This is a genomic window from Parafrankia sp. Ea1.12 (assembly GCF_900465275.1).
Lineage (GTDB): Bacteria > Actinomycetota > Actinomycetes > Frankiales > Frankiaceae > Parafrankia > Parafrankia soli.
Genome location: NZ_UBIZ01000099.1, coordinates 1 through 6,972 on the forward strand (window position 1 = coordinate 1; position 6,972 = coordinate 6,972).

The 6,972-nt window shown below is 64.8% G+C and carries 5 protein-coding genes and 3 pseudogenes; 3 read left to right on the plus strand and 5 right to left on the minus strand.

Going from position 1 to position 6,972, the window contains the following annotated elements; all coding sequences use genetic code 11:
* The coding region (locus tag FMEAI12_RS39650) for a transposase domain-containing protein (RefSeq protein ID WP_200835452.1) at positions 1-178 on the minus strand (178 nt) is incomplete at its 3' end.
* A 46-nt stretch (positions 179-224) separates the two neighbouring features.
* Between FMEAI12_RS39650 and FMEAI12_RS02135 the strand changes: the two are divergent.
* A pseudogene (locus FMEAI12_RS02135) lies at positions 225-578 on the plus strand (IS701 family transposase); the annotation flags it as partial.
* A 39-nt stretch (positions 579-617) separates the two neighbouring features.
* Here FMEAI12_RS02135 and FMEAI12_RS02140 read toward each other — a convergent pair.
* From FMEAI12_RS02140 to FMEAI12_RS02155, 4 genes and pseudogenes are all read right to left on the minus strand, one after another.
* Positions 618-1,001, minus strand: a pseudogene (locus tag FMEAI12_RS02140) (transposase); the annotation flags it as partial.
* A gap of 272 nt (positions 1,002-1,273) precedes the next feature.
* Positions 1,274-1,672, minus strand: coding sequence for a VOC family protein (locus tag FMEAI12_RS02145; protein ID WP_235013603.1), 399 nt, complete (start codon positions 1,670-1,672; stop codon positions 1,274-1,276).
* A gap of 161 nt (positions 1,673-1,833) precedes the next feature.
* On the minus strand, positions 1,834-2,868 hold the full coding sequence (locus tag FMEAI12_RS02150) for a zinc-binding dehydrogenase (RefSeq protein ID WP_112104791.1): 1,035 nt from the start codon (positions 2,866-2,868) through the stop codon (positions 1,834-1,836).
* Between the two features lie 186 nt (positions 2,869-3,054).
* The gene (locus FMEAI12_RS02155) at positions 3,055-4,254 is read right to left on the minus strand and encodes a sialidase family protein (RefSeq protein WP_200835156.1); all 1,200 of its coding nucleotides are present in this window, start codon (positions 4,252-4,254) and stop codon (positions 3,055-3,057) included.
* A gap of 1,158 nt (positions 4,255-5,412) precedes the next feature.
* On the opposite strand from FMEAI12_RS02155, the gene FMEAI12_RS02165 reads away from it, so the two are divergent.
* Both FMEAI12_RS02165 and FMEAI12_RS39655 read left to right on the plus strand, forming a co-directional pair.
* Positions 5,413-6,099: a TetR/AcrR family transcriptional regulator gene (locus tag FMEAI12_RS02165; protein WP_112104793.1), complete on the plus strand. Its 687-nt coding sequence runs from the start codon at positions 5,413-5,415 to the stop codon at positions 6,097-6,099.
* Positions 6,100-6,389: 290 nt separating this feature from the next.
* A pseudogene (locus FMEAI12_RS39655) lies at positions 6,390-6,972 on the plus strand (IS5 family transposase); the annotation flags it as partial.

Consider the following 6,972-nt stretch of genomic DNA (forward strand, 5'->3'; position numbering starts at 1 on the left):
ACACGAAATACACCACCAGCCGGGACGGCAGCAGCCGGCGGCGCACCTCCACCGTGTCCGTCGCCTCGAGGACCCGGTCCACCAGATCCGGCGGGAACGCCTTCGTCAACGCCCCCACCGACACCCGATCCGGCAGCCAGCCTTCCGGCGACAATCCCTCAGCCCCGTCATGAGCCACATCACCAACCTACCAGCCGGCGATCACTTAAAGCATGGCCATTGGGCACATCACCCTGGCGATGCTCGCCCACGCCTGGCTCGCTGTCACCGCGCTGAGAAACCGCGAACAAAACCCGCCGGCCGTCCCACCAGCGACGACCGCGGTGGGATACCAGCGCCTTCCCGGCGGCCTCCCGATCGCCGAGCAGCCGGAACCGGATAGAGCCATGATGGCCCCACTCACCCTCAACGAGATCCGTCACGTCATTGCCCTTTTCGGACAGGCCGCCATCCCATCGGCCGTGATCACCTGGTGGTCGGACTGGCGTCGCAGCCACCAGGCACGCGCCCGCCATTACCACTTCCAGACCCGGATCCGCGCCGCTCAAGTAACCGCCACACCGGCGGCAGCTACATAGAGATAACTGGGGCTGTAGTACTAACTCGGATAGCCGGGCCAGCAGCAGGTCCAGTACCTTCTCTTCCAGACCATGGTCGATGAGCCGCTGCCGGAACCCGGTCAACACCGTGTGATCAAACCCTGCGTCGGTCAGATCCAGACCGAGGGCGTATTTCCAGTCGATCCGCGCCCGTACCGCGTCGGCCGCCTGCCGGTCGGTGAGGTTCTCTGCGAACTGCAACACCGTGACCGGCGCCAACTGCCCCGGTGAGATGCCTGGTCTACCGCGCACGCCGAACGCCGCGAGGAACTGCTCATCAGTAAACAACTCGGGCAGCTCATCGCGAACACGGATTGCCAGTGTGCCTTTCGGGAACGCCGCACAGGCCACCGCCGCGGTCTGTTCAGGAACCTGCGGCCACGGACGTGGCTGCATCGACATCGACCGACTCCTCCCGCGGCCAGGGTCAGGGCCAGCCGCTCCGCACCATCCTCCATGATCACCACTCGCGAGGTGTGAGGGCCTCAGCGCCCAGCAATAGGGCAACAGAGTCCAACAGGGGTGACGGTGGTCTGTAACATCAACCGTTCTCCTCGGCTGGCGTTGGTCGGGAAAGCTCTCCGCTCCGCGCGGGATCTGCGCGGTGCCATCCCGTCCGGGCGACGGGAGTGTCCGACTACCGGTGTTCCGAACCCGACGGAGGCGTGTCGGTGTCAGTGTCTGAAGAGGTCCGTCACGCGTTCTTGTCCGTCCTCGAACTGGTGCAGTTGGATCAGAGTGCCGTCCGGGTCGAGAACGAAGATCAGTCTTGACTTCCCGGTGGCGCTGACCGGCCCGATGACAGGAATGTTCCGGTCGACCAGCTCGTCGTGGGCGGCGTCGACGTCGGCCACGGTCAGGGCTATCTTCGGTCGGCCGTAGGGCGCCGGGTAGAGCATGTCGACCGGTTCCAGGGGCTGTCCGGTCGGATGGGGGCTGAACAGCTCGAGCATCATCGAGTCGACCCCGAGCCCGACCCGTCCCCAGGTGTCGCCGCGGGCCTCGAAGTACACCTGAAAACCAAGCGCCTCCGTGTAGAAGGCCACCGAGCGATCGAGATCGGTCACTGTCATCCCGACGTGCGAGAAGCATCGGATCTTCATCGGGACGAAACCCCGCGGAGTCGTGTCACGCGGCCTCGGTCTGAACCGGCCGCGCCGCGCTCCGACTCGAACCACCCGAGACGACCTGTCGGCCAGTGCATCAGTTTCGGTCCTCCCGTCACGTCGACGTCTCAACTGAGCCGCAGCGCGATCCTGATCGAGTCACGGCCGGGGACCTTGCGGGTCAGGAGGGCGAAGGCGTCCTCGAAGCGTTCGAGGGGGAAGGTGTCGCCGAGCAGGTCGGCGGTAGGTACCTTGCCGGCGTTGATGAGGTCGACGGCGCCCTCGGTGTCGAGGCCGGCGCCGGGGTGCAGGGTGATCCGTCGGGTGGGGATCCAGTCGCTGTGGAAGCCTTCGAGGGGGCGGTCCTTCATCCCGGCGATGACGACGTGGCCGCCCTTGTGGACGAGGTCCATGGCGAGGTTGACGGTGACGGGGTTGCCGGCGGCGGCGTCGATGACGACGTCGGCCATCCGGCCGTCGGTGAGTTCGCGGACCCGTCCCACCGGGTCCTCGGTGTCGACGTCGATGGTGTGGTCGGCGCCGACGCGCAGTGCCCAGTCGAGGCGGAACCGGTCCTTGGCTGTTCCGGTCACGATGACGGTGGATGCTCCGGCTGCGCGGGCGGCGACGATGGTGGCCATACCCATGTGGCCGGGCCCCTCGATGAGGACGACGTCGTCCTGACGGACGGGGGCGACCCAGGTGACCGCGCAGCTCAGCGGTTCGAAGACGGTGAGCTGTTCGGCGGGGAGGTCCTCGCGCAGGCGGTAGACCTGGGAACCGGGGAGGAGCTCGAGGTGTTCGGCGAACCCGCCGTGCAGGCCGGAACCCTCGTCGACGGAGAAGTCGTGCCCGTAGATCCGGTAGCCCTGTGGGGTGACGAGGAGTTCGCGCACGGCGACCCGGTCGCCTTCGGTGGCACCCCACTCGTGAGCGGTGGCTGTGTCGATCTTCTCGATGCGGCCGACGATCTCGTGGCCGGCGATGGAGGGGAAGGCACCGCCCCAGGAGGTGTGGACATGGCCGCGGAAGTGGTCGATGTCGCTGTGGCACAGGCCGGTGGCCTCGACGCGCAGGACGGCGCCGCCGGGCTGGGGGTCGGGGACGGGGAGGTCGCGTTCCTCCCAGGTCTCGTCGCCGTTGAACACGATGGCACGGCTCATCTCAGGGACCTCCTTAAACAGCTTCTCGGCTCTCTTCGCCGCGCCGGGGAGCCGGGGCCCCTCCCCCGGTGATAGTGCCGCAGAGCTGATGACCCTCGTCGCGCTGGGATCAATCCTCGCCGTCCGGGCAGCCGGGTCGACCCCGACCTCGCAGGTCGACCCGGCCGGCTCTCGCAGAGCGTCGGCTCAGCGTCCAGGCTTGCGGTAAAGACTGAGCGGAACCCGACTGAAGATCGCGTCCAGTTCGGTCAGGTCGTTGTCTCGGCCGTCAGACCAGGTGACGTAGGCGTACTTGTCGTCCAGGGCGATCCAGGACCAGCGGTCACCGGGAGGTCCGGCGTGCGCGGCCGGCGCGGTTTCGCGGTTCACCTTCACCGGGGCGCTGAACGATCGTCCGTGATCGAAGGAGACGACGGAGAACGCGTCGACCGCGGTTGTCCTCCACATCACGCCCAGATACCCCTTCGGGCCGAAGTCCATCCACGGCCGCTGGGCATCTGGGGCTGCGATCACGGCCGGTCCGGTCCAGGTCTTACCGGCATCCTTGGTGACGTATACCTCAAGGTTGGCCTCCCTGGGGACCATGACGGCGAATCGCCCGGACTGTGAGGGGTCGGCCGATACCCAGGGGATGGGGTCGGCAGCACCTCGCTGCTGCGGGACCGGCAGGAGCGGTCCACTTCCTGCCGGGACCGGAGTCCCCTTGCCGTCGGTCACTGGGAGGTCCGTCCAGGTCTGCCCATCGTCGCGGCTGACATGCAGCGTCACTACGCTCTCCTGGCTCGCGGAGACCGCGATTCCGTCGTGGACGGCGAGCTGACGACCCGGGTAGCCGCAGGCGGGCGGACGCTGCGGAGACACCACGACACAGGGTCGGGGACCGGGAATCACCCTGGACGGGCCCCAGGTCTGACCACGGTCCGCGCTGACGGACACCGCGCTCGGGTACTGCCATTCGAGGCCGCCCACCGCGTAGACCTTGCCGGTCGCGGCGTCCACGCGGAGCTTGGGCGCGCCGCTGAGCACGAGCGGCGTCTTCACCGGACCGGACCACGTCCGACCGCCGTCGAGCGACCGGGAGACCACGACGCTGTTCGTCTCATTGGCCGTGGAGTCAGGGCCGACCTGGTTGTTGAGGATGTAGAAGGTTCCCTTGGCGTCGACGGCCACGTTCGGTTCGCCGCACTGAGGTCGGTCGCCGAGGGGCCAGGGCACCCGCGTCCAGGTTTGGCCCTGGTCCTGGGAGTGGGCGAGGAAGCACTCCCCGGTGGGATAGAGACCCGGATGCGGAAGGAAGATAGTCGAGGTGAAGACCAGGTTCTTGGGGTTCTTCGGGTTGATGGCGACTGCCGGCTGTCCCTCCTTGAAATCCGGGGTGTTGGTCATGTTGATCTCGAGGATTTTTTCCCGGTCGGGTTTTCCTGGCTCCGCCTGGGCGGCAGAGGTGCCGGATAAAACGGCCACCGCGGATAGTGCGATTCCGCACACTATCGCCCTGGATCGACCCGGTAACAACGTCACGGTCTTCCTTTCTGTCCTTGCCGCAGGGTTCCGTCAGCTATCTGCTGGCGGTCCGAAGAGCTCGGCGAGTCGGCTCCTCGCGCCGCCGAACTCCTGTAGTTAGATGGGGGTCCCGTCGGAGTCTGCTATGAAGAAAAACCGTGAGACCCGGGTGGTCGTGATGGGACACAGCGGCGTGTCCAGACGACCGCACGATGAGAACTCACTCGATGAAGTCAACCGAGTTCGGTCAGGCCCGCGTGGGTTCGCTGTATCTGGCGGTTTTCCATGCGATCGACGACGGTCGAATGGTCCGGAGCGTGGCCATCGGCCGACCCTCCGTTCCTATGCCGAGCGCGGCGTCGGTAGCCCCCAGGCAAGCCAGTCCACACGAACCGGAGAGCGTAGGCGGTGCCATGGCGACCGGTACCAGGAAGCGTCGATCCCGGGGCGGAGGATCCGTCCGCACCCTCCAGCGACCGGCTCAGCCAGAGGCACCCCGCGCCCCGGGTTGCGCCGCCACACGCCCCCAACAGGAACGCTTCGCTGCACACAATAGCAGTGGCACTAATCTCCCCTTACGAAACATGGCCGACCTTTCGTCAGTGCTTGGACCTGCACCGGAGCGCTCTGAGGCATCAGGCCCGACACACCCGCCCATCCGCCCCCTCTGGTGAGATTCCGTCGTAGCATGACAGCTTCCTGGCAGACCGCCAGCGCATACCGCGCCGTTGATCTGCTCCTCACACACCACGAAACATCACTCAGGTACACCCTTCTTACGGAAGAGAATCTTAGCCTTACTAGGTTATCCTGTCAACACTTTTTAAAAACATGTGCTTAAAAATTCGATGATCCCGAGGAGGGCCGGAGGCATCAAAGTCACCAGCGTCAGCCGCTGGCACCCGGTCGAGTAGCCTCGCGAACCAGGGGGCGACGTAAGACGGTGGCGTCGCCACGCCAAACGGATTCTCACTTGATTCTAATCAGATTAGTTTAATACGAACGTGACAATACTATTTTGCCGTAGTGTAAGATTTTTGTATGCCACCACGCCAGAATGATGTCTCGGATGGAGCGCGGCCAGGAGGTCGGGACCGACTCAACTCCAAAGGCATGACAACGCGTCAAATCATCTTGGAGCGAGCTGAACAGCTATTCGCGGAACGTGGCATCGCGGCTGTCCCTCTGCGCGATATAGGCCTGGCCGCAGGACAAAAGAACAACGCCGCCGTCCAGTATCACTTCGGTGACCGCGAGAGCCTACTCAAGGCGATCATCTCCTATCGCGCCTCCGTGAGCGAGCGAGTCCGGGCCGAAATACTCGCAGACCTGATCGCCAAAGGCGAGCCTCCACAGGTCCGCGATCTGGTCAAGGGATTCATACTGTCCCTTGCCAGCCATCTGGAGGATGGTAACTACTACTTAGCTTTCTTGTCACGGTACATAATTGAATATGGAGGATACATAGGCCTCGAAGGTTCGGTCTCCGCCAGCACTGTAAATACCTTCATGAGCCTGCTACATCGACTCCTGCCCGAACATCGAAAATCCGTCCTAGACGAACGTTGGATGATCGTTATGACCACCACGGTGCATACATTGTCTCGTTATCAAACGGCAATGCAGGCCGGTGAGCTACCCGCGCCTTTCCATGAACTTCTCGACGACCTTGCGGACTTCCTAACGGGCGGCGTCGAATCGACGCCACAGCGGACCAGGGGGATGTAGAGCCCGTTAATTGACCAGAATATCGACCGGATACGAAATCTGCAGTACGCCTACACCTCAGCACCCAGGTAAGTGAATACTCTCGCATTTCGTGGCGTTTTTCGCCTGTGGGGCTCCAAAATCCGGGTCTCGGCCTGTGAGCTGACCTGTTACGGATGATGTGATCGCCAGTGGGGGGTCGTCAGGCGCCGTTACGTGTGCGTGCCAGAATTGTGCTACCGGTCCTGAGCTGCGCCGTTAAGAGCGTGTCTTGCGTGGCCGCCCCGGGTACATATCTGATCATGGACGTGTTGGAGAGCAGCCTCGCCGGGCGGCTGGTCCCGGACGAGTTGTGGGAGCTGGTGGAACCGCTGCTACCCCGGTTCGAGGGTCGCTGGCAGGGTGGTGGGACTGCCCCGATCGAGGATCGGGCGGTGTTCACCGCGGTGGTCTACGTGCTGACCTCGGGGTGTGCCTGGCGGCATCTGCCGGCCGAGTTCGGGGTGTCGGTGCCCACGGCGCACCGTCGGTTCCAGGCCTGGACCCGGGCGGGTGTCTGGCCCCGGCTGCATCGGAAGATCCTTGATCTGCACGGTGCGGCCGGGCAGGTCGACTGGTCGTCGGTGATCGTGGACGCGGCCAGTCTGCGGGCGAAAAGGGGGGATCTCTGACCGGTCCGAACCCGGTCGATCGTGGCAAAGCGGGTTCGAAGCTGCATGTTCTGACCGACGGGGCCGGGTTGCCGCTGGTTGTGGCGGTCTCGACGGCGAACCTGCATGACAGCCAGGTCCTCATCCCGCTGGTCGCGAGTATCCCGGCGATCCGTTCCCGGCATGGGCCACGGCGGCGCCGGCCGGACAAGCTGCGGGCAGACAAGGCCTACGACCAGCCGGA